Raw genomic sequence first — 21,800 nt, 5'->3', positions numbered from 1 at the left:
TGGTTCGTAATACATTGGTCTCTGCTACTGTACCTGTTGGGCACCCGGGAACCGGGCCTTTCTTCCGCTTGTGTCATTTCTTCCGCTGGTGTCAGGATTCGTATACATCTCTGCGCGCCGGTTGTTGGCATGGGCAGACAATGAATCAAACAGTTCCCTGTTAATGTCGGGACGACTAAGATAGAACTTAAAGCTGTGTACAAACTCATCCCTCGTGATCTTATGAAGCAGGAACACCTTCTCGTACAGCTTAAAGGTTTCTGTTTTGACATTCAGTTTGGCAGAATCCTTCTCCAGGAACTGGGAAGAAAAGCGGTCGGCCTGGATCATATCCCACATTACTTTTTCCATCTTCTCGCGGGGCAGAACATCCGAAGGCACTTTATTCTTATTGGTGCAGGCGGCCAGTAATACGATGAGCAGGCAGCCTGCTATTCGAGGTAGGAGGTCTGTCATTTCAATTCCTGTTTATACGTATTGGCGTTGGAGAGATCTACCTTCATGAGTATTTCACGCGCCTTTTGTTTCTCTTCCGGTGTGGCTTTTTTGAACACACGTACCAGCTCATTGGTTTTACCCTGAAAGAAAAAGGGAATAATCATCGTATTGGAAATATCTGTGTTCAGGGTATTCAGGATATTCAGGGTGTTCAGGATGCCATTCCGGCCTTCCTTTTCATTTTCATACATCGCATCCATGCCCAGCCTGTAATAACTGTAAATGGCATCATGCACCAGGGTGTACCGGTTATTCGTAAGGTTTTCCATCAGCCAGTAACGGTTACGCAATCCGTCAAAAGCCTTCCAACCGGCGATATCCCTGTTTTCAGGGGCATTGTTGACAATCGCCTGGGCCTTCTGAAAATAAGGATCACCGCCCCGCAAAGCAAATGAATCAAAGTCGAGCCCCAGGATTACATACACATAATAGGCAAGTGTGGCCGTCAGATTGGATACCAGGGGATCTGAACCTGATACACGGTTTTCGTTGAATTCAATGGGCTGGTACTCCACGTACTTGAAGTTAAACGACTCATCCTGGAAATTGATCAGGGGCGTTTCATAGCTGGCATTAAATACCGGCCTTGCCGCCTGCACAGTGATGGATGCCTGGTAAACATTCCCGGGAAGCGCTGCCCTGATAACGATGAGGAAATGGCAAACGATCTTTTCATTCGCCTGGAAAGTTTCATTCGTCCATTTACGGTTATTCAGGAATGTATTCAGGGAGTTCTGAAGCGTCGAAAAGATCTTCTTATCTGTTTGTGAGCTTACCTGGCTGGCATTAATGTTAATACGTGCCTGCAATTCCTGGGCTGTCACAGTTGCCTGCAGCCCGGAAAATACCAGCACCAACAAAAAAAGTTTATTGCGCATACAACATGTTTACAATTCTATCAACGATATCATGGGCCACTTGTTGTTTGGGTTTTCGCTCGTAGGGGATTTCGTTTCCGCTTCTTTCAAAAATAGTGATCTTATTCGTATCATAACCAAAGCCGGCCCCCTCGTCATTCAGGGAATTTAAGACAATTATATCAGCATTTTTGCTGGCCAGCTTACCCAGTGCATATTCCTTTTCATTCGTGGTTTCGAGGGCGAAGCCTACCAATAACTGTCCTTTACGCTTTTCCTGTCCCAGGGCCTTCAGGATATCCTTTGTTTTGGTAAGTTCTACGGTTATGGAACCAGACGATTTCTTGATCTTTTCCGGCTCGGTAACGGCGGGCGTATAATCGGCTACAGCGGCCGACATCACAGCGATACCTGCGGTAGCAAATTCCTTCATGCAGGCCTCGTACATCTGTTCAGCCGTTTGCACCCTATGCACCTTTATACCCGGTATATCGGTATGCACAGCCGAAGGCCCTAATACCAGGTGAACGCTGGCGCCTCTTTTAGCCAGTTCTTCCGCAATGGCCAGTCCCATCTTCCCGGAGGAATGATTGCCAATAAAGCGCACAGGGTCAATCGGTTCATACGTGGGGCCTGCGGTAACCAATGCCTTCTTACCGGCCAGGTCCTGCTTCAAAAAAAAATGCTCCTGTATAAACTGCACGATCGCTTCCGGCTCGGCCATCCTGCCATCGCCATAGAGACCGCTGGCCAGCTCTCCCCTGCCTACCGGGATGATCTTATTGCCAAAAGACTCCAGTTTCTGCAAATTGGCCTTGGTGGTGGGGTGGTGCCACATATCTTCATCCATGGCCGGAGCTATCACTACCGGACAGGTAGCTGATAAGTAAGTGGCCAGTAGCATATTATCGCACAGTCCATGCGCCATTTTAGCCAGCGTATTACAGCTTAGCGGGGCTATGACCATAATATCGGCCCAGCGGCCCAATTGCACGTGATTGGACCAGGATTCATTACTGGCGAGGTCCATAACTACAGGGTTCCTGGAAAGCGTGGAAAGTGTTAAGGGCGAAACAAAGTCGCGGGCGGCAGGCGTCATTACAATTTTTACTTCGGCGCCGGCCTTTACCAGTAACCTGGTGAGCAGGATAGATTTATAGGCAGCAATACTTCCCGTAACGGCGAGCAAGATCTTTTTGTCCTGGAACATGATTAAAAGTTTCTTGTTCAAAACAAAAAGCGACAGGATATCGCCCCATCGCTTACTATTTTTACTGAGAGAAAAGCTTAGCTGAACAGATCATCTTCATTCTTACGATAATAGATCTTATCGTCCAGGAATTCCTGGGTAGCCAGCAAAGCAGGATTGGGCATACGCTCATAGGCCCTGGATATTTCTATCTGCTCCTTGTTCTCATGGATTTCCTCCAGGCTATCTGTATGACTGGCAAATTCCTCCAGCTTGTTGTGCAACTCCTCTTTCAGGGAAATATTGATCTGGTTGGCGCGCTTGGCAATGATGGCAATGGATTCATACACATTACCGGTTTTGCCTTTGATCACATTCAGATCCTTGGTTTCCGCTGTGTTAGCGGTGTTAGCGCTAATTTGTCTTCTTAACTTGCTCATTATTGAGGGCTTTACTGGTTTCTTTAATATTGTTTTGCGATAAGTTGGAATAACGCTCCACCTCTTTTAATAATTTGCTTTCCGGGAAACGGTCAGCAAAATCATTGCATTCAGTCACTACCTGCTCAAAACGGGCGGGTTTCTTTTCCTCCACACTGTTTGATGCAAACAGGTAATAGGATTTAATGATCTGGAACTTATATTCATCGCTTCTTTGAGAATCCGGGAAATCGTTCATCAAACTGTTATAAGCAATAGCCGCTGCCCGGTATTTGCCCATATTGTAATACAGCTCTGCGCTCAGGTGCTCTTTCTCTTCCAGTTTCAGGCGACATTTATCAATAATCTCAGTAGCCTCTTTTATTCTGGCCGAACCGGGGTGCGTATTGATGAAAGTTTGCATTAGCCCGATCGTTTTTTGCGTATTGGTTTGATCCAATGGCGTTTTGGGTGATTGCCGGTAGTAGGTATAAGCCCGCATATACTCCATTTCTTCGGCACGGGGGCTGTTGGGGAATACCTCTACAAATTGCTTGAACAGGTTTTCAGCATTCATCCAATCGCGCAGGTAATAAGCGCAATAGGCAAACTTATAGAAAAGATCTTCAAACTGGGGTTGCCCTTTCAGCAGCGGAAACAGCTCTTCGTAAAGCTGCTTGGCATAATTGTATTTTTTTGCTACGTAATACTTTTCAGCCATCCGCAGCTTGTAATCATAGTCATTACTTTTCTGCACTTTGGCAAACTTGGAACAGGATGCGAGCCCTAAGGCGAAAAATACAATTAAAAACGCTGACTTCATAAAGGTGGGCAAAGTTAAGGTATTAGCCGCAAAATAGGAAAGGATTGTAAAATGGGGGCAAACCAGTAGTTAAGATAAACATAAAACCCCTCCTTGAGACAAGGAGGGGTTATTATATTTATAATGCTGACAGCAAAAGTATTATCCTCTGCGGCGTAAGTTCGGGTGCGGAGCAGGTACCGTGTTCGGACCTTCTTCACCAGTTCCGTCGCGCAGATCAACAGTAGTACATTCGCCACCTGTTTCACCATATTTGAAGATGAAACGATCAGAGCTAATGCCTTCTTTTTCAACCAGGTAGTTGATTACTGCATTTACACGGTCCCAGCTTAATTGCTGTTCAGACTTGTTGGTAGAGCAATAACCTACTACAGCGATCTTACAATTGGGGTTAGCCTTGATTTGTTGAGCAGCGCTGGACAACAGAGCCTTGGCGTCGTTGCTCAGGGTGATTGATTTACCCTTGAAGTTAACGCTGGGCAGTTCACCGATACCGCAACCTTTCTTAACCAGGTCGAAGCTATCGAGCCTTCTGTTGAGCTCATCGCAGCATGCAGGAGGCGGACATTTACCAACACCATCAGCATCAACAGGCTGGCACTGAGTAGGTGTGATAAGTTCTTTATCCTTGTAATCAGGAACACCATCACCATCTGTATCGCGGCTTACGCCATGAGCGTCAACCGGAGCACCGGCTGGTGTATTGGGTTCATTATCAAACTGATCTGTTACACCATCGCCATCTGCGTCATCCAGTACAGGCTTCGGCAGTTTCATGTGGCGGGGCTTGTTGATCTCGTTGTAAGCATAATCCAGTGGGTTCAGCCACCAGAGGGGCTCTGTAGACTTGCCGCCTACAGAAAGGTTCAAACCAACTGATAAGAAGTTATAGGTATCAAAATCCCTGGATTGTGCAGTAGCAGCAAGAGGACCATTATCCTGCCATTGCTGACCATCCAGCAGGTCAGTCTTGGGAACAGTAACCTTGTCTTCAATAGCCAGGCTCAGTTTCTTGCTGAGTTTGAATTGCACACCCGCACCGAAGTTAAACATAGGCTTGAAAGACTCGCCAAACAGCTTGGGTTGGCTCTTATCTTCTTCGCCTTCTGTTTCATACTTTCCGTCCAGCACATCTTTCAGGTCCTTGCGGATATCCTTGCGATCTTTGTACTGGAACCCGTTTGCAACATAATTGTTATATACTGTCGTGAAACCGGCAGTATACGGATTACCATTACCATCCAGGGCGTCAACCTTGACGTCATACACCGTACCACCTATACCTAAAAAGGCATACACGTTAAAGCCGCTTTTAGCCCGGTGGAAACGAATATTGTTCAGGGTAAATACACCCTGGATACTCGCATCATAGATGTTTGTCTTGTAATTGTAGAATACAGGGGAGTTTGAACCAAAATAAGGATCCCATGCACTGTTCTTTGAATAATTGGAAGAAGGCTGGAAATTAAGCCCTTTTGTAGACATGAAACCCAATTCACCACGTAAAGAGAACACATAACCCAGTGCTTTACGAACGTGCAGACCAGCGCCAAAGCCCAAACGGGAGCGTACGTCGCCGGCTATTGTTCCGAGGCCGCCTTTAATACCAATTTCCCACTGGTTCCTGGGTTTAGCAGGAAAGGGGTAATTGTTAGCCATAAATTCACTGTGCTGAGGTAATCTTTTTGATGGTATTACAGAGGAATCCTGTACATCATAGCTGCCGCCTATTTGCGCAAACGAGCCAGACGCGAGCAGGCATAGTAAGCCAAACAGACCTGTGTACTTTTTGCTTGCCATAACTAAAGTTTATGTGAAGGATTAAGAAAACCAATGTCCAAATTAGTCACAAAAATATTAATTGAAAACTAAATACCAAATTTTTTTAGCCAACAGGAGCTGTATTATCTTGCTGTCAATCATTCAATAAGACTCCTATATGTACGGCTATTATTACTGCTATACTTACAAAGTAAAATAGTAATTTGCCGTTCCTTTTGGCATAAATGAAACTATCACAGGCAATATTACGCGATGAACTGGTTGAATTTGAGAAACAATTCCGGGAAGCCGTTAAAAGCCAAACACCTTTGCTGGACCGCATTATGCGGTTCATTGTAAACCGTAAAGGCAAACAACTGAGACCCATGTTTGTATTGCTCTCAGCCAAGCTATGCGGGCCTGTAACAGCCTCTTCCTATCGCGCTGCATCCCTGGTAGAACTACTCCATACTGCCTCCCTGATCCATGATGATGTGGTAGATGAATCCCTGGAACGCCGGGGCTTTTTTTCGACCTATGCCCTCTGGAAATCCAAGATCTCTGTACTCGTAGGCGACTATCTCCTGGCCAAAGGCATGCTCTTATCCCTGGATCATAATGATTTCCGGATCCTGCAGATCATGTCCGATGCGGTACGGAAAATGAGTGAAGGAGAACTGCTGCAACTGGAAAAATCCCGTTCCCTGAACCTGAAAGAGGACGTCTATTTTGAGATCATCACCGGCAAAACAGCTTCTCTGCTGGCCTCTGCCTGTGCTGCCGGCGCCTTTTCCACTACCCATGATGAAAGTCTGACAGAAAAGATGCGTCTTTTTGGCGAAAAAGTAGGGATTGCTTTCCAGATCAAAGACGATTTGTTCGACTATGGCAACGACTCCATCGGAAAACCTACCGGCAATGATATCAAGGAAAAGAAACTCACCTTACCATTAATATATACCCTTAACAATTCTGATGCCACTACCCGCCGCGGGCTGATTTACATTATAAAAAATCACAATAAGGATGTGGCTAAAGTACAGGAAGTCATTGATACGGTAAAGCATGCCGGGGGTATTGAGTACACTGAACAAAAGATGTTTGCCTATCGTGACGAGGCATTGAGTATCTTACAGGAATTTGATAACCCGGAGGTACAAAAGGGCCTGGAAGAACTTGTGCGGTTTACAACAGACCGAAAGTTTTAACGCCCAAAAACTATCATGCAGAAACGATGGAACATACTGGCGGCTGATGAGAAAAAGGTCAACGAGTTATACGAATCCCTTAAAATACATCCTGCTCTCTGTAAAATACTGGTACAACGCGGTATTGATAATTATACCAGTGCCAAGCAATACTTCCGCCCCCAGCTTTCCGATCTTCATGATCCCTGGCTCATGAAGGATATGGAAAAAGCGGTTGCCCGGATCCTCACGGCCTTTGACCGGCACGAGAAAATACTTGTCTTTGGAGACTATGATGTGGATGGGATCACCTCTGTATCCTGCCTGTTCAGCTTCCTGAAAAAACATTATAACCCTGAGAAACTGGATTTTTATATCCCCCACCGCTACCGGGAAGGGTATGGCATCTCCCAACAGGGCATTGATTTCGCGGTAGATAATGGATTTACCCTCATTGTTTCCTTAGACTGTGGCATCAAATCCGTTGACCTCATCGGTTATGCCAGGGAACGGGGAATTGATTTTGTGGTTTGCGATCACCATACACCAGATACCATTCTTCCCCCGGCAGTGGCTATCCTCAATCCCAAACAACCGGATTGCCCCTACCCTTATAAAGAGCTTTGCGGCTGCGGCGTAGGCTTTAAACTGATCACCGCCCTGGCACAACGCCTGAATCTTCCCGCTGCAGAAGCGGAAGAATACCTGGACCTGGTGGCCACAGCTATTGCAGCCGATATAGTGCCCATCAATGGCGAAAACCGCACGATGGCCTTCTTTGGATTGAAGAAAGCCAATGAAACGCCCAACTATGGCATCAGCGCCCTGAAACAACTGAGCAAGCTGGAATCGGCCCTGTTTATCAATAGCCTCATCTTTATGATCGCGCCCCGGGTGAATGCCGCCGGACGTATGGATGACGCCCGTAAGGCCGTACAAATGTTCATTGCCAATAGCTTCGAAGAGGCCCATCAATACGGCGAAATGCTGCATTCCGATAATACAACCCGGAAAGAGGCCGATAAAAATATTACCGACGAAGCCCTGGCGCTTATTGAAGGCAACCTTGAATTCCTGGAACGTAAGTCTACCGTAATTTACCAGCCCCACTGGCATAAAGGTGTGGTAGGTATTGTAGCTTCCCGCCTCATTGATCATTATTACCGGCCAACCATCGTATTAACGCAATCCGGTGAATATGTAGCAGGGTCCGCGCGCAGCGTGGCAGGTTTTAATGTATACGAGGCCATTCACCAGTGCAAAGACCTACTGCTGGGATATGGTGGCCACTTTTATGCCGCCGGCATGACGCTGGAACCCGGCAATGTAGATGCTTTTCGCACCCGCTTTGAAGAAGTGGTAGCAGCTACCATCACGCCCGATCTGCTGATTCCCGAAATCATTATTGACGGAGAAATACCCTTTAAAGACCTGAAACCCGCTTTCTACAATATCATCTGCCAGATGGAGCCTTTCGGGCCTGACAACCTGAAGCCGGTATGGGTAACCCGGAAAGTGATGAACAGCGGCTACTCAAGAGTCGTGAAAGACAACCACATCAAGTTCTCCCTGCGGCAGGAAAACATCCTGTTCAACGGGATCGGCTTCAATATGGCCCGCAAATTTCACCTGCTGCAGGAACAGAAACCCATTGACATCGTTTTCACCCTTGATGAAAACGTATGGAATGAGGAAAAACATTTGCAGCTAAAAGTGATTGACTTCATGTTATCCGAGGCATAATCCTGCGCCGGATTCACAGCTATCCCTGCCATATTCTCAGTGATGTACATCGCTACCTGCCGCTTAACAGACATTAGCAGCAAATTATTGATTATGTCACTACCCAAATGCTTTATCGCTTTTCTCCTGACCACTCATTTAATGACAATCCATGCGCAGGCACAAGCCCGGTTCCGGTTATCGGGTACAGCCCCTGCTTCCTTCGAAGGGAAGATGATCTATATAGCTACTATAGACTATTCCGACCTCAAACAGAATTTCAAAGATTCCACCCGCATCGAACAGGGCCGGTTTGTGTTTACCGGCCGGCTGCCACAAACCGCTTTGCTGGCCACGCTGCATGTTCCCAGACCTGGCTTTGGCATACATCAGTTCTTTCTTGAAAACAGGGATATAACCGTAACTATACATGCTACCGGCGCCCGTAACACACTGGATAGTTGCACATTCAGCAATGCCCCGGTAAACGAACAATTCCTGTTGCTGAAAAAGAAACAAAAACCTGTAGACAACCTTATCGTTGGTCAATACCAGAAAATGGACACGACCATGGCCAAAGCAGATGAAGCGGGAAAACAAAAAATGAACGATGAATTAAACGCCCTGCATAGGAAAAACAAACAGGTAACGGTGGAGTTCATCAAAGAAAATCCTGCCAGCTACCTGTCCCTGTACCAGTTGTGCTATTTTATTGCCAGTACCAAAATGGAATATGCAGACAGCATGCATCATTTACTAACGGGCCTTTCAAAGGATTTACAGCAACAGCCTGAAGCAACTGCCTTACTAAAAAGGATACAACAGGTAAAAGCTACCAGCATTGGCCAACCGGCTCTATGGGCAATAATCCCTACCGATCAGAACAAGCCCTTGTCCCTTAGCAGTTATAAAGGTAAGTATGTACTGCTCGATTTCTGGGCTTCCTGGTGTGGCCCCTGCCTGCAGAACCTGCCCGCTGTAAAAGAGCTGTATACTACCTACCGTAAAGAGAACTTTGATGTCATAGGCGTATCGCTTGATGAAGACAGGGACAGATGGACAGACGCCATAAAAAAACATAACTTACCCTGGGTGCAAGCATCAGATCTTAAAGGCTGGAAAAATGCCGTAGCTGTTTTATACGATATCAGGTCTATTCCTCAGTATATCCTGGTAGACCCGGCAGGAAAGATCATTGCCAACGCCAATGATATGGAATCTATTAAACAGCAACTGGCCAAATCACTGAAACAAACCGCTACCCTAAAACAATAACATGTCTACCACAAAAAAAGCCCTATACTGGAACGTGATAATATGCCTTTCGTTGTTGGCTGGACAGTTTCATGCCATAGCGCAACCCGTCAAAGGTGCTATTTCACTGGCACATGCCTGGCCTTATAAAGATGGAGTACTTGTCCTTTGCAATGCCTATGCACCTGACAAAAAAAGAGACAACAATATATTGACCGACGCCTACAGGCCCCGGGGAATTTATGTTTATTCAGTATATGGAAAACGTACCCTACTGTTCGCTATGCCCTATTCTGCCGACCTTAAGATACCAGACACCTTTCGCTTCCCGCCTTTTTATGAAGGTAACCGGCAAACATACCTTACGCCGGCCCACCTGCTCACAAGGGTCAGGAAGAACGGCACGACTATACAGGATTGGAAACCAGGTCACCTTTCCACACCTTCAATAGACAGTTTCCTTCTTAATTACCCAAAGAAAACCCGCCGGGAAATAATTGTACTGGCCGATGATACCCTGCACACAGATGATGTAATGGTCGTGGACGGGAGGTTACCAACAGATACCACTATCCTGTTTACTTATTACATACGCAGGGTGCCAAGACCTATTCGCCCACGCCTGCTCGCGTGGTCACACGAATGGCGGGGAAAAGAAAGCCGTATCAGTCCGGAAATGATCAACCGGCATATTGTAGGAAGGAACATTGTAGAAGATAAATTTGAGAACGGTAAACTGGAAGGAGGTGATGGAGCTGTTTTCCACAACGAACGCACTGCCCCCACCTCCAGCTACATCTTTTATTTCGGCAAGGCAGATGACAGCTTTGCAGATTCCACCATGGAATACCGCATACTGGGTGGACGTTATACCGATAGCAACTGGATCAAGACAGGCCATGTGATCATGATGGATGGCCTCACAGGCGATGAGCGCTACAGTCTTGAAGTACGCTATGCCGGATACCCCGAAAACACCGTCCTGCACACCTTTGTTACCAAACCTTACTGGTACCAGCGCAATTGGTTCAGGTGGTCAACGGCTGGAGCCTTGTTCCTGTTGGCCCTGCTGCTGATCATTACCAGCTATCGCCGCAGACTGGTGAAAGAAAAAGCGAAAAAAGCAGCATTGGCAGATAAGCTCCGGAATATGCAAACCCAGCTAAACCCACATTTTATTTTCAATGCCTTAGGTTCCATACAGGCCCTGATGAGCAAACAGGAAAATGATAAAGCCCATCAATACCTGTCGGCCTTCGGCAGCCTGCTCCGGAATGTATTGGCCAACAGCAACCAGGATAATACCACCCTCGACCAGGAAATAAAGTCACTCAGAAGCTATCTGCAACTGGAACAATTGCGCTTTCAGTTTCAATATACCGTCAATGTTGGGGAAGATGTACAGACCTCGGTAGTACCACTGCCCGTTATGCTGTTACAGCCCCTCGTGGAAAATGCCATCAAACACGGTATAGCTGGTATGGAAGAAAAAGGAAATATCCGGCTCTCCTTTTCAAAAGGGGGAGCCAGCCTGTTGGCCCTTGTTGAAGACAATGGAAAAGGGTTTGATGCCACGCAATCCACTGCTGGTTATGGTTTAAAACTGGTAAAGGAAAAGATACAGCTCATTAATACCTTACAGGAAGAACAGGCTATAGCAATGGACCTGCATTCAAGCAATGCCGGAACTACCGTACTTTTAACCTTCAAAAACTGGCTGGCATAATGATCAGGACGGTACTCATAGATGATGAACAAAATAATATTGACAACCTTCAATACCTGCTCCACCGGCATTGTCCGGAGGTGCAGGTATTGGCAACGGCCCGCAATGCTATCGATGGCAAGACCAGTATACTACAGTATCAGCCAGACCTTGTATTCCTGGATATCCAGATGCCGGAAAAGAATGGGTTTGAACTATTGCAATCTTTACCCGGTTACCGGTTTGAAGTGATCTTCGTCACTGCTTTTGATCAATATGGCATACAGGCTGTGAAATTTGCTGCTATTGATTACCTGCTCAAACCCATTAATACGGAAGAATTAAAAACAGCCGTCAACAAAGTAGCGGAAAAGAACAGACAGCAAAAGCAAAACGGGCAAATTGAGTATCTCCTGCAGCTATTACAACACCAGCAACAAAAAGAAGAACACCGGATAGCCTTGCCCACCACCAAAGAAACAAGGTTTGTACGTTTGCAGGACATCACCAGGTGTGAGTCGGTCAATAACTACACCACCTTTCATTTTAATAATGGCGAAAAGCTTATGGTGTCTAAACCCATCTATGAATACGAAGAGTTATTGGGAGATTATGGGTTTATACGCTGTCATCAATCTCACCTTGTCAATAAGAAATATGTCAAAAGCTGGATCAGGGAAGAGGGGAGTTACCTGTCATTGGAAGATGGATCACAGGTCCCTGTATCCCGGCAGAAAAAAGATAGCATCAAACAGGAGCTGGAACGCCTGAAATAACAAAGCCGGGACCTATAAGAAGTCCCGGCTTCATTTTTTTATGCAAAAATTATCATTACTAAGCTACACTGTTAATTTCAAAATCCATCCTTTACTCCCAGCGTTAACAATTCCTTCACCATGCATTAACAGCTAACTGGAGGCTCACGCTTACGCCTCCACAATAACGCTTCCCTTCTTTTCTCCACCCATCAGTTCTACACTGCGGTTGATGAAATTGGTGAGGTTATTGCCCTTCAGCAGGCCTTGCGACAGCAGGGCCAGATCGGCCAGGTTAAGCACTGTTTTTTGCTGCTTTTCTGCATTGCTTTCAGCCAGTACTCCCTGGAATATGGAGTGATTACCATTTACAGTAAGCGTTACTTCATCGGGCATATTAGCATAGAAAGCACCCATAGGCCCCTGCATGGCTGCCATATCTTTCATACGGCGCATAAATTCAGGGCGGGTAGCTACTACAGGAGGCGCATCCGCACTCAGGCCTTTCACCTCCACTGTTACATGCAGGTTGGCAGGCTGAATATTGAACAGATCTTTCAGTTTTCCTTCCTCTTCCTTGCTCAATACAGATTCAGTGTTCTCCTGTTTGTCAATCAGGTTATCAGCAATATCTGCATCTACGCGGTTAAAATGTACATCGCTCCATTTATGTTCCATCTGGTTCAGGAAGGCGGCATCTACCATCGTATCCAGTTTCACTACAATATACCCCTTGCCTTCTGCCGCTTTGATGTAAGCATCCTGCTGTACCGGATCGGTGGTATACAGGATCACCAGCTTGCCATCCTTATTCTTCTGGAGCGTTTCTGTTGCCAGGCGTAACTCTTCCAACGTGAAGAATTTCTTCTCTCCCGAAGCCGCCTCAAAAATGTGGAACTTATTGGCTTTCTCCAGGAACTTATCGTCTGTCATCATACCATACTTCACAAAGAGGCCCAGGCTATCCCATTTCTCTTCGAAAGATGCACGTTCCTTATTGAAAATCTCTTCCAGCTTGTCGGCTACTTTCTTTGTAATGTGGTTATTGATCTTCTTCACATTGGGATCACCCTGCAGGTAGCTGCGGCTTACGTTGAGCGGAATATCCGGTGAATCAATAACGCCATGCAGCAACATCAGGAACTCGGGCACAATATCTTTTACCTCATCTGTTACAAATACCTGGTTGCTGTATAACTGTATTTTATCCTTCTGGATCTCGTAGCTCTGTTTGATCTTCGGGAAATACAGGATGCCCGTAAGGTTAAACGGATAATCCACATTCACATGGATCCAGAACAGGGGAGCCTCATGATAGGGATATAATTCCTTATAGAAATTCTGATAATCTTCGGCAGTAAGCTCGGAAGGCTTGCGGGTCCAGGCAGGCTGGGTATTATTGATCTGCTCAGGCTTGGGGGAATCTTCTTTCTTTTCTTCTCCGGCTTTGGGATCATAGAAAATAGGCACCGGCAGGAAGCGGCAGAAACGACGCAATACATTTTCTACCCTGTCGGCTTCCAGGAACTCTTTGCTTTCATCATTGATATGCAGCACAATATCAGTTCCGCGATCAGCCTTTTCTGTATCTTCTAAAGTATATTCCGGGCTGCCATCACATTCCCAGCGTACAGCGGTAGCTCCTTCACGGAAGCTTCTGGTAAAGATCTCCACCTTATCACTCACCATAAAGGCAGAGTAAAAGCCGAGGCCAAACTTACCGATGATATTGTTTTCGTTCTGTCCTTTGTATTTCTTGACAAACTCTTCGGCGCCACTGAAAGCCACCTGGTTAATATACTTCTCCACTTCTTCCGCTGTCATGCCCACGCCTCTGTCCGAAATGGTGATCGTTTTTTTCTCTGCATCCAGCTTCACCTCAATTTTCAGTTCACCCAGTTCTCCTTTTGCTTCGCCAATGGAAGAAAGGGTTTTCAGCTTTTGGGTGGCATCAACGGCATTACTGATCAGCTCACGCAGGAAAATATCGTGATCGCTGTACAGGAATTTCTTAATGATGGGGAAAATGTTTTCCGTTTGTACCCGTATAGTTCCTTTTTGCATATAAAAAGCAGGTTTTGTTCACAAGCTACCAAAGAAAATGCCAGCCGCCATCAACCGGTAAAAATGTCAGGTCGGCCCGGTTCGCCTTCCTCCTACCCACTCACCCGCAAAAAAGGCTTTGTTGAAAACTTCCGTTTAACCATAACATTGAGGTAACCTTGCCCCTTTTATCTTTGGGCACTCAACCCACCCTCTAACTCCTGTCCAATCCTTTGTAACAGCCGCATTATCCGCGCCTTGTGGCTCAACCACATCAACCAAAAACAATTTCATGAGACAAAGCTACTTTCTCATCCTGGCATTGCTATGCCTGGGAATCAAACCTTTACAGGCACAGGTGGACATCACTGGCACCACTTACACACAGGACTTTAACAGCCTCCTTTCTACTGGTATCTCCAACACCTGGACCGACAACAGTACCATCACAGGATGGTACACTAATCGCACCACGTACCGGGCAGGTACCGGCTCAGACAATGCAGGAGGATTATACAGTTATGGCTCTTCGGCCTCAGCCGAACGTGCGCTGGGTTCCGTAGGCTCGGGCAGCGCTGCCCTTGTTTATTATGGCGTTCGCCTGAAAAACAATACCGCGCAAAGCATTAGCTCCATCCAGGTAAAGTACCGCGGCGAACAATGGCGCAATGGCGGCAATACGGCTGCGCAATCCCTCAGTTTCGCCTGGCTTTCAGGCGCTACAGTTACCAATATCAGCGGAAGTGGCTATACTGTAGTCCCCCAATTAGCCTTTACCAGCCCGGTAACCGGCGCTTCCGCAGCAACATTGGTTGGCAATGACAGCCCCAATTTCACCGGCATTGACTTTACCATTACCGGCCTGGCGGTAGCTTCCGGCCAGGAGATCATGCTGCGCTGGGAAGATATCAATGATGGCGGGAATGATCATGGGCTGTCCATTGACGACCTGGAGCTGACCTTTACCTACGCAGCAGATACAGCCCCGCCCACAGTAACGAGGTTAACGCCACTGAATAATTCAGTAGGCGTAGCCCAAAGCGGCCTGTTTACCATTGCCTTTACTGAAAATGTGAATGCCGGCGCCGGCAATATGTATGTAAAACTGGCAGCAGATAACAGTACTGTGCAAACCATTGCAGCCGGAACAGCCACCATTGCCGGCAATGAAGCCTCTTTCAATGTAACCGGTCTGCAGCCACTTACCGATTATTATGTACAGGTAGACAACGGCGCCTTTGAAGACCTGGCAGGCAATGATTTTGCCGGTATTGCCACCACCACCACCTGGAAATTCCAGACGCAGGGACCGGGTGGCAGTTTTAGCTGGAACTTCAACACCTGCGCCAATCCCAACCTCGATGGCGGCTTTACCCAATACAGTTATGAAACCGGTAATGCGCAGGATTCCGTATGGCAATGTTCCGATTTTGGCAGAGGTACCGGAAAGGCGCTGCAAATGAATGCCGGAACTACCGGCCTGGCCAACCAGGACTGGCTGATCTCGCCTGCACTTGACCTCACGGCTTATACTGTTCCTTTGCTGCGCTTTTACACCCGCACCCGCTTTGAAGGGCCTGGTCTGCAACTAAAAATATCTACCAACTATACCGGCACCGGTGCCCCTGCAGCAGCCACCTGGACCAACCTCGTTGGCAAGTTTCCCAATGAGAACAGCGATGTATGGACATTGTCAGACAGTATTAATCTTTCCGCTTATAAACAGACAGGCGTATACCTCGCCTGGGTATACACCTCCACTTCATTGGAAGGACCGCGCTGGAGCCTTGAAGATGTACAGGTATTTAATGCCGCTGCTGCTGCCGCGCCTTATACCAAAGCATTCAACTATTATAAGAACCTTGGGGTAGCATCTGCCGGTAGTCCTTCTGCCTGGAGAAAGATCACTTATGATGCGGCAGATATTACCACCAATCTCACCATTACAGCGCCGGCCAGTTTTGAGGTATCGGCCGATGGAGTAACAGGTTCTTCCGCTATTGTATTAACACCTGCACAGGCCAATGGCGCCGGCAAGGAATTTTATACCCGCCTGGCGCCGGCTACTGATAATGCCGACTTTTCAGGAGTGATCAGTTTTGAGGCCACCGGACTTTCCCGCACCTATCCTGTATTCGGAAGCTCTCAAACCGGTACCAATACGCTGGATATTATTTGCTGGAATGTAGAATGGTTTGGCGGATCACAAGGCCCTGTGGACAATGATCTTCAGCAAACCAATGTGCAACAGGCTTTGCAAAACCTCGGTGCTGATGTATATGCACTGGAAGAAGTGGTAGACACCTTACGCCTGAAAACAGTGGTAGATAACCTGCCCGGATATGCCTATAAGGTGTCTTATTACTCCTCACTGGCAGCCGATGCCACCAGCCCCAATTATGCCACAGGCCAGAAGCTGGCACTGGTTTATAAAACATCAGTGCTTAGCAATGTCACTGCCCGGGGATTGATGCAATCCAGCGCTTCCGCCAGTTCGAATTGGGCCAGTGGCCGGTTCCCTTTCCTGGTCAATGCAGATGCTACCATCAATGGTATCACACGCAATATCAACTTCGTGGTATTGCACGGAAAGTCGGGCGATGCGCTCAGTGATTACAATTCACGCAAGGCAGGCGCAGATGAATTGAAAGACACCCTCGATGCCCAATTCAGCAATGCCAACATTATCCTGCTTGGTGACTATAACGATGACCTGGATATCTCTATCTCGGCTCCTGCAGGCGGTGGCCCTGTTACTTCTTACACCACCATCATCAGTGATTCAACAGATGCAGACAGTTATAAATCACTCTCCCTGCCTTTGAGCAATGCAGGACTGCGAAGCACCAAGGCCAATTCGGATGTGATTGATCATGTTGTTGTATCCAATGAGCTGCAGGCTTTGTTTGTGCCGGGTTCTGTACAATTACGCAAGGATATAGAAGATGCCATTGCAGATTATGCCATGACCACCTCAGACCATTATCCCGTTATCGCACGTTTTGACTTCAGTGCCACCTTGCCGGTTAAACTGTCAGGCTTTACAGCAGTGAAGAAAAACGACCAGGTAGCACTGAACTGGAAAACAACACAGGAAAATAACAGCCAGGAATTTATTGTGGAAAGAAGTGCCGATGGTGTTCACTTCATCCCTATCGGAAAAGTAAAAGCAGCCGGTAATACATCGGTAACCACCCGTTACACATTTACAGATGTACAGCCCTTGGCAGGCAACAACTTTTATCGCCTTAACCAGATAGACCTTGATGGCCGCTCAGAATGGTCCGCCATCGTTAAAGTGGTGATGGGCAAAAGCTTCTCCTTTAATTTGGGGCCCAATCCTGTAACCAATACCCTCACGATTAATATACTGAACAATAGTGGACCACTAACTATTCAACTTACAGACCTCAATGGCCGTTTACGCAAACAGCGCAACCTGCCTGCCGCCGTGAGCCAAACGGTTGACTTCAGGGTAAGTGACCTGTCCAAAGGCATTTACTTGTTGAAGATCAGTGGCACTGACGGCATACATACAGAGAAAATTATGGTGAAATAAAATAATGAGTGGTAAATGACGGTAGTGGGTACCTGTCATTTACCACTCTCCTTTTGCCAAATAAAAGCGTATAAGTATATTTGATAAAACCCACTGCTATTCCCCGCCCTGTATATTATATTGTTTTTTTAGTGCTGATATTATTTGGTTGCGCTGCTGAAAGAAAAGCAGGCTCATCACTATTATCAAAACGCATAAGCTATTCTTCACAACAGGTAGGCGATAGTTTTGATATACACATCACCCTGCCGCCGGGTTATGATAGATCACAGGAAAGCTACCCTGTGATCTATTACATGGATGCCAACCTGAAATCGGGTAAAAAGCTGCGGACCATCATAGACGGGTTCAATAAAAAAGACAGCCCCATCAAAGCAATCTTTGTAGGTGTTGGACATTTTAGCAATTACAGGGTATTACGCCGCCGGGATTTTATTACGCCTTTTGTTAAGGACAAGAACGATTCATTGATCAGCGATGACAAGTATTTTGGCCAGTCAGAGCATTTCTATTTTTTCATGAAACAGGAACTCATTCCCTACATGGAAAAGCATTACCGGGTTACGGCCAATCGTTCTTATATAGGTCACTCTCTGGGAGGATTATTTGCTTTCTATTGCCTGTTCCGGAAGGAGCGGCTGTTTAATAATATTGTTTCCCTTAGCCCTGCTTTATGGATCAATCATGGCAACATCTATGAGTTTGAGAAAAGATATTACCAGGACTCATCTTCCCTGCATGCCAACCTGTACTTATGTGTAGGCAGCCAGGAGCGGTTCAACTTTATCCTGAGCGGTTCGCGGGATATGCATAGCTTCCTGCAACAAAGGAACTACCGTGGATTACAATTTACCTACCATGAATTTGAAGGAGAAAGTCACAACAGCGAAGTCCCACTGGCCCTTAGCATGATCCTACCCCAATTATAAGCAGACAAAATATGCTGTTATCATCTCCTTACCTGATCTCAAACCGGTAAGTGCCAGACTGCACATGATACACCTGCTTACCGCCAGCAGTTTTACCGGCCGTACGGATTGAGCCAGTGACACCAGTAACCAGCTTACCATTTTCGTACAATTGCTGTCCGCGGGCCATGGGAAGATAGATGGTAGCCGTTGAGTTGGCAGGAACAGTAACAGCATAAGTGATCATGCCGGCATTTTTCTTCCACGCGGCAATGATATTGCCATACGGCCCTTCATGTACTGCTTCAAAATGATCCAGTCCTTCTACAAAATGAGGTTCCAGTAATACATGCTTAAACCCGGCAGCAGCTTCATCGGGTTTAATGCCTCCAATGCCTTTGTAGAACCATCCGCCTATTTCTCCAAACATGATATGGTTACGGGAAAGATCAGATCCGGCATTAATATCCCAGTTCTCATAAAGGGTAGTAGCGCCATTCACAATCCACCACCCCCAGGAAGGGAATGTTTCCTGGGCAGCTAATTTATAGGCAACGTCTGCATAACCATTTTCGCTCAGCGCATTCAAAATGGCTTTCGTTCCAAGCAGCCCTACATCCAAATGAAAATTATCCTGCTCCACCCGCTTAGCCAGGTTAGCCGCTACTTTACTTTTCAGTTCAGCCGGCACAAGCCCCCAGTACAGTGCCACACTCAGCTCAGTTTGCCATCCCGATCCATAAACATTGGTTTGCTTATTGAGGTATTTGGCATTAAAGGCATCCCTGATCTTTGCTGCCAACGCGGTATATTTCTTATGATCACCTTCTTTACCCAATAGCTTCGCTGCTTTAGCCAAAATAGTAGCATCGGCAAAGTAGTAGGCAGTGGAAGTGAGTTCTACCGGGCTTTTTGATTTTACCGGCACCCAGTCACCCAGGCCCCAGGTAGTAAGCCCCGAAGGATACAACTCATTGATATGATCTACGTACAATTTGATGTTGTCATAACAATCGGCCAGCAGTTTCTTGTCACCATAAAACAGGTAAATATTCCAGGGAATGATCGCAATAGTGCTTGTCCAGTCAGGTCCGTTGCCCCATTCATAGCCCCATCCGCCAGTAGGAATAATCGAAGGAAGTACGCCGTTCGGTTGCTGTTCATCCCGGTGATCGGCCAGCCATTTTTCGTATACCGTAATGCCATCAAAACTGTATAACCCGGTTTCTATGGCGATCTGCGCATCACCTGTCCAGCCATTCTTTTCCCGTTGCGGACAATCGGTAGGGTAACCAAACAGGTTACTCAGGTAGGCATTATTGGTAGCCGACCATATTTTATCAATGGTGGTATTGGAAGATTTGATGTTGCCCACCGGTGGCACATTGCTGTGCATGAAATAACCGGTCAGGCTTTCTTTTGTAAGCGTTAGGGGTCTATCGCTGGTTACTTCCACATACTGGAAGCCTTTGTAATTAAAGCGGGGCATAAAGGTTTCTTCGGCTTTTCCTGAAAGGATAAAAATATCTGTCTGGAAAGGGTCTTTATCATCCGTAGGCCGGTAGTGCACATCAATGTTTGATTGGTCGGCCCGGCCATTGGCATATACCTGCTCGGCATGTTTCAGGCGGATAGTAGTACCTGCTTCACCGCTAACCTTCAGCCGGCTTACCCCGGCAATATTCCTGCCCAGGTCAAATACATATACCGTATCACTGATCCTGTTGACCGTTTTAGCGGCAATTTCTTCTACCGCCTGGATAGGGTGCAGGGCCTGCGCCACGATATTGTTGGAAGGAGCAGCCCGGTAGGTAACAGGCTTCCATTTACTATCGTCAAAGTTCACGGTATTCCATCCCGGTTGTTCAAGGCGGGCGTCGTAATGCTCAGCGGTATAAATGCTGTTGAAGATAACAGGGCCGAGGGCCGTTTTCCAGTCTTTGCCTGAGGTAATGGTTTCCGCAGTCCCATCTTCGTAAGTAATGCGCAGGTCCAAACAAAAAGCGGGTCTTGCCCGCCAGGGCGCTTTATGAAAATACCATACAGCAGTAGATTGATGATTATACCAGCCATTTCCCAATAAAACGCCGATGGCATTTTTACCGGCCTGCAGTTGGGCCGTCACATCATACGTTACATACAGGGTGCGCCGGTCAAAACGGGTATACATGGGATCGAGCCGGTGATCCCCGATCCGTTGCCCGTTGATGTACAGTTCATATAAACCGGCCACTGCTATGTAAGCCCTGGCGCTACGTATTTTTTTAGCGGCTTCAAATACCTTCCTGAATTGCCCGGCAGGTTTTACTGTCACCTCACTTATATCACTGATCCAGGCGCCCTTCCAGTTGCGCCTGTCCATCATGCCTGTTTCAAAGCTGGCAATAGCCGAACCGGCTTTTATACCATCCTTGTCCCATACATCCACCCGCCAGTAGTATTTGGTGAATGGCTGCAAAGCGCTACCTGCATAGGTGACCAAACTGGCAGAGCCATTTATTTTGACCGATTGCCACACCATCCCTTTTTGCATATCCAGTGAATCGGTAGACAGGAATAGCTGGTAAGCTGTTTGCCGGGCCCCTGTGCGTTCATCTGCCAGGCGCCAGGAAAGGCGGGGATGGGAAGCGTCAATGCCTATAGGATTTACCAGGTGTTCACATTTCAGGGCGGCGGGTTTGGCCGGCATGTAGGCATGAACAATCCCTGTGAATAATAAAAAAAGCAAGGTCAGGTAGCAAAATGGCAGCAAGACTCTCATAAACGGTAATTTATCAATTGATTAGGCTTGTGAAAATAAAGCTTAATTGAACAACTAAAAGGTTATAGCAAATGCGATTATCCGCCATTTCCGGCCTTTAACTGTTCTGTACTGACCTGTGCTGATAAGCATCTTTAGGAGATGTCCGGTTTGACAAAGACCGTAACTTTGTTCCCCTTGTCACATAATTGACTGACAATCAATTCAACTTATAGATGCCGTCGCCATTGTAAAACTTTGCCTTTCCTCTTTGTCACTTGCCTGTAACATTGTATCTTTGCAGCCCCTTAGCAAAAAATTACAGTCTTTCCGGCTGAAATCCAGTAGCGACGGGACTTAAATCAATTTTTTCAAAACAA

The 21,800-nt window shown here is 46.8% G+C and carries 15 protein-coding genes; 7 read left to right on the top strand and 8 right to left on the bottom strand.

Going from position 1 to position 21,800, the window contains the following annotated elements; genetic code table 11:
• Positions 1-24: 24 nt before the first annotated feature.
• The 6 genes from HB364_RS18635 to HB364_RS18610 all read right to left on the bottom strand — a co-directional run bounded on the left by HB364_RS18635 (position 25) and on the right by HB364_RS18610 (position 5,586).
• On the bottom strand, positions 25-456 hold the full coding sequence (locus tag HB364_RS18635; protein ID WP_167289807.1) for a DUF4296 domain-containing protein: 432 nt from the start codon (positions 454-456) through the stop codon (positions 25-27).
• A complete protein-coding gene (gene porD, locus HB364_RS18630) occupies positions 453-1,376 on the bottom strand; it encodes a type IX secretion system protein PorD (protein WP_167289806.1) in 924 nt (307 codons plus the stop codon). Before porD ends, HB364_RS18635 begins: the two co-directional genes overlap by 4 nt.
• Positions 1,366-2,565: a bifunctional phosphopantothenoylcysteine decarboxylase/phosphopantothenate--cysteine ligase CoaBC gene (gene coaBC / locus HB364_RS18625; RefSeq protein WP_167289805.1), complete on the bottom strand. Its 1,200-nt coding sequence runs from the start codon at positions 2,563-2,565 to the stop codon at positions 1,366-1,368. The genes porD and coaBC overlap by 11 nt, the downstream gene beginning before the upstream one ends.
• Before the next feature lie 77 nt (positions 2,566-2,642).
• Positions 2,643-2,984, bottom strand: coding sequence for a DNA-directed RNA polymerase subunit omega (locus tag HB364_RS18620; protein ID WP_167289804.1), 342 nt, complete (start codon positions 2,982-2,984; stop codon positions 2,643-2,645).
• Positions 2,959-3,786: an outer membrane protein assembly factor BamD gene (locus HB364_RS18615; protein ID WP_167289803.1), complete on the bottom strand. Its 828-nt coding sequence runs from the start codon at positions 3,784-3,786 to the stop codon at positions 2,959-2,961. The genes HB364_RS18620 and HB364_RS18615 overlap by 26 nt, the downstream gene beginning before the upstream one ends.
• Positions 3,787-3,927: 141 nt before the next feature.
• Positions 3,928-5,586 (bottom strand): OmpA family protein, encoded by a 1,659-nt coding sequence (locus HB364_RS18610; protein ID WP_167289802.1) that lies wholly within the window; start codon positions 5,584-5,586, stop codon positions 3,928-3,930.
• Between the two features lie 206 nt (positions 5,587-5,792).
• Between HB364_RS18610 and HB364_RS18605 the strand changes: the two genes are divergently transcribed.
• From HB364_RS18605 to HB364_RS18585, 5 genes are all read left to right on the top strand, one after another.
• Entirely contained in the window at positions 5,793-6,755 is a 963-nt protein-coding gene (locus HB364_RS18605; protein WP_167289801.1) for a polyprenyl synthetase family protein, read from the top strand.
• Positions 6,756-6,770: 15 nt separating this feature from the next.
• On the top strand, positions 6,771-8,477 hold the full coding sequence (gene recJ, locus HB364_RS18600; protein ID WP_167289800.1) for a single-stranded-DNA-specific exonuclease RecJ: 1,707 nt from the start codon (positions 6,771-6,773) through the stop codon (positions 8,475-8,477).
• A gap of 93 nt (positions 8,478-8,570) precedes the next feature.
• Complete coding sequence (locus HB364_RS18595; RefSeq protein ID WP_167289799.1) at positions 8,571-9,731, top strand: TlpA disulfide reductase family protein; 1,161 nt, start codon at positions 8,571-8,573, stop codon at positions 9,729-9,731.
• Between the two features lies 1 nt (position 9,732).
• On the top strand, positions 9,733-11,436 hold the full coding sequence (locus HB364_RS18590; RefSeq protein WP_167289798.1) for a sensor histidine kinase: 1,704 nt from the start codon (positions 9,733-9,735) through the stop codon (positions 11,434-11,436).
• On the top strand, positions 11,436-12,191 hold the full coding sequence (locus tag HB364_RS18585) for a LytR/AlgR family response regulator transcription factor (protein WP_167289797.1): 756 nt from the start codon (positions 11,436-11,438) through the stop codon (positions 12,189-12,191). The genes HB364_RS18590 and HB364_RS18585 overlap by 1 nt, the downstream gene beginning before the upstream one ends.
• A gap of 150 nt (positions 12,192-12,341) precedes the next feature.
• On the opposite strand, the gene htpG is transcribed toward HB364_RS18585, so the two are convergent.
• Complete coding sequence (htpG, locus tag HB364_RS18580; protein ID WP_167289796.1) at positions 12,342-14,234, bottom strand: molecular chaperone HtpG; 1,893 nt, start codon at positions 14,232-14,234, stop codon at positions 12,342-12,344.
• Positions 14,235-14,505: 271 nt separating this feature from the next.
• On the opposite strand from htpG, the gene HB364_RS18575 reads away from it, so the two are divergent.
• Together HB364_RS18575 and HB364_RS18570 are read left to right on the top strand one after the other, a co-directional pair.
• Positions 14,506-17,772 (top strand): Ig-like domain-containing protein, encoded by a 3,267-nt coding sequence (locus tag HB364_RS18575; RefSeq protein ID WP_167289795.1) that lies wholly within the window; start codon positions 14,506-14,508, stop codon positions 17,770-17,772.
• Between the two features lie 80 nt (positions 17,773-17,852).
• Positions 17,853-18,701 carry an alpha/beta hydrolase gene (locus tag HB364_RS18570; RefSeq protein WP_167289794.1) on the top strand — a complete coding sequence of 283 codons (849 nt, stop codon included), beginning with the start codon at positions 17,853-17,855 and terminating at the stop codon, positions 18,699-18,701.
• A 28-nt stretch (positions 18,702-18,729) separates the two neighbouring features.
• Here HB364_RS18570 and HB364_RS18565 read toward each other — a convergent pair whose 3' ends face one another.
• On the bottom strand, positions 18,730-21,441 hold the full coding sequence (locus tag HB364_RS18565; RefSeq protein ID WP_167289793.1) for an alpha-L-rhamnosidase: 2,712 nt from the start codon (positions 21,439-21,441) through the stop codon (positions 18,730-18,732).
• Between the last annotated feature and the right edge of the window lie 359 nt (positions 21,442-21,800).

The organism is Paraflavitalea devenefica (assembly GCF_011759375.1).
Lineage (GTDB): Bacteria > Bacteroidota > Bacteroidia > Chitinophagales > Chitinophagaceae > Paraflavitalea > Paraflavitalea devenefica.
This window is presented reverse-complemented; position numbering and strand designations above follow the sequence as displayed.

Coding starts and splice junctions, on each gene's coding strand:
- HB364_RS18610 (WP_167289802.1), bottom strand. CDS start 5,586: ATGGCAAGCAAAAAGTACACAGGTCTGTTTGGCTTACTATGCCTGCTC.
- HB364_RS18575 (WP_167289795.1), top strand. CDS start 14,506: ATGAGACAAAGCTACTTTCTCATCCTGGCATTGCTATGCCTGGGAATC.
- HB364_RS18635 (WP_167289807.1), bottom strand. CDS start 456: ATGACAGACCTCCTACCTCGAATAGCAGGCTGCCTGCTCATCGTATTA.
- HB364_RS18620 (WP_167289804.1), bottom strand. CDS start 2,984: ATGAGCAAGTTAAGAAGACAAATTAGCGCTAACACCGCTAACACAGCG.
- HB364_RS18605 (WP_167289801.1), top strand. CDS start 5,793: ATGAAACTATCACAGGCAATATTACGCGATGAACTGGTTGAATTTGAG.
- porD (WP_167289806.1), bottom strand. CDS start 1,376: ATGCGCAATAAACTTTTTTTGTTGGTGCTGGTATTTTCCGGGCTGCAG.
- recJ (WP_167289800.1), top strand. CDS start 6,771: ATGCAGAAACGATGGAACATACTGGCGGCTGATGAGAAAAAGGTCAAC.
- coaBC (WP_167289805.1), bottom strand. CDS start 2,565: ATGTTCCAGGACAAAAAGATCTTGCTCGCCGTTACGGGAAGTATTGCT.
- HB364_RS18565 (WP_167289793.1), bottom strand. CDS start 21,441: ATGAGAGTCTTGCTGCCATTTTGCTACCTGACCTTGCTTTTTTTATTA.
- HB364_RS18585 (WP_167289797.1), top strand. CDS start 11,436: ATGATCAGGACGGTACTCATAGATGATGAACAAAATAATATTGACAAC.
- HB364_RS18615 (WP_167289803.1), bottom strand. CDS start 3,786: ATGAAGTCAGCGTTTTTAATTGTATTTTTCGCCTTAGGGCTCGCATCC.
- HB364_RS18590 (WP_167289798.1), top strand. CDS start 9,733: ATGTCTACCACAAAAAAAGCCCTATACTGGAACGTGATAATATGCCTT.
- HB364_RS18595 (WP_167289799.1), top strand. CDS start 8,571: ATGTCACTACCCAAATGCTTTATCGCTTTTCTCCTGACCACTCATTTA.
- htpG (WP_167289796.1), bottom strand. CDS start 14,234: ATGCAAAAAGGAACTATACGGGTACAAACGGAAAACATTTTCCCCATC.